The following is a 639-nucleotide window of genomic DNA, read 5'->3' as shown; positions in this document are numbered from 1 at the left end:
AGGACTTCCTGATCGCCCTGGGCGGCGCGGCCAATCTCGCCAGCGTCGATGCTTGCACCACCCGCCTGCGGCTGGTCACGACCGGCGCGGCCCCCATCGACGAGCCCCGCCTGAAGGCGCTCGGCGCGCGCGGGATCGTGCGGCCGTCCGAACGCGCGTTGCAGGTGGTGCTGGGTCCGATCGCCGATCAGGTCGCCAGCGAGATCCGCGCGGCCATGGGCGGTTCGATCGCCAAGGCCGCCGCGCCCGCGCCGGTCGCCGCGCCCGTCGTGGCCGGGGACAAGGTCCAGGCCGAGCGCGTGGTCGCCGCCTTGGGCGGTTCGCGCAATATCGAGACGTTGGGCAGCTGCACCAGCCGTCTGCGCCTGGTGGTCCTCGATCCGTCGGCGGTCGACGAGGCGGCGCTGAAGAGCCTGGGCGCGCGTGGTGTGGCCCGCATCGGCGAGCGAACGATCCACGTGGTGCTGGGCCCGCATGCCGACGCCTTGGCCGCAGCCATCCGGCTGCTGCCGGCCTCGTGATCCTTCTCCCCTTGCGGGAGAAGGTGGCGCGAAGCGCCGGATGAGCAACTGTCTTGAGGTTATGCGATTGCGGAACGCCATGGTGCGTTGTCGCGGAGCATGGCGTTGAGGATGGTGA

Annotated in this window: 1 protein-coding gene; it reads left to right on the top strand. The window is 71.4% G+C overall.

What is annotated here, in order from left to right; translation table 11 throughout:
* Nucleotides 1-521, top strand: a 521-nt coding sequence (locus AC1RUS_RS23550) for a PTS sugar transporter subunit IIB (RefSeq protein WP_492919050.1), incomplete at its 5' end; no start/stop codon positions are given.
* Nucleotides 522-639: the final 118 nt, after the last annotated feature.

This window comes from Caulobacter sp. GW821-FHT10F06, assembly GCF_058809215.1.
Note: the sequence above shows the minus strand (reverse complement) of the source record. Positions and strands in the feature narration are given on the sequence as shown.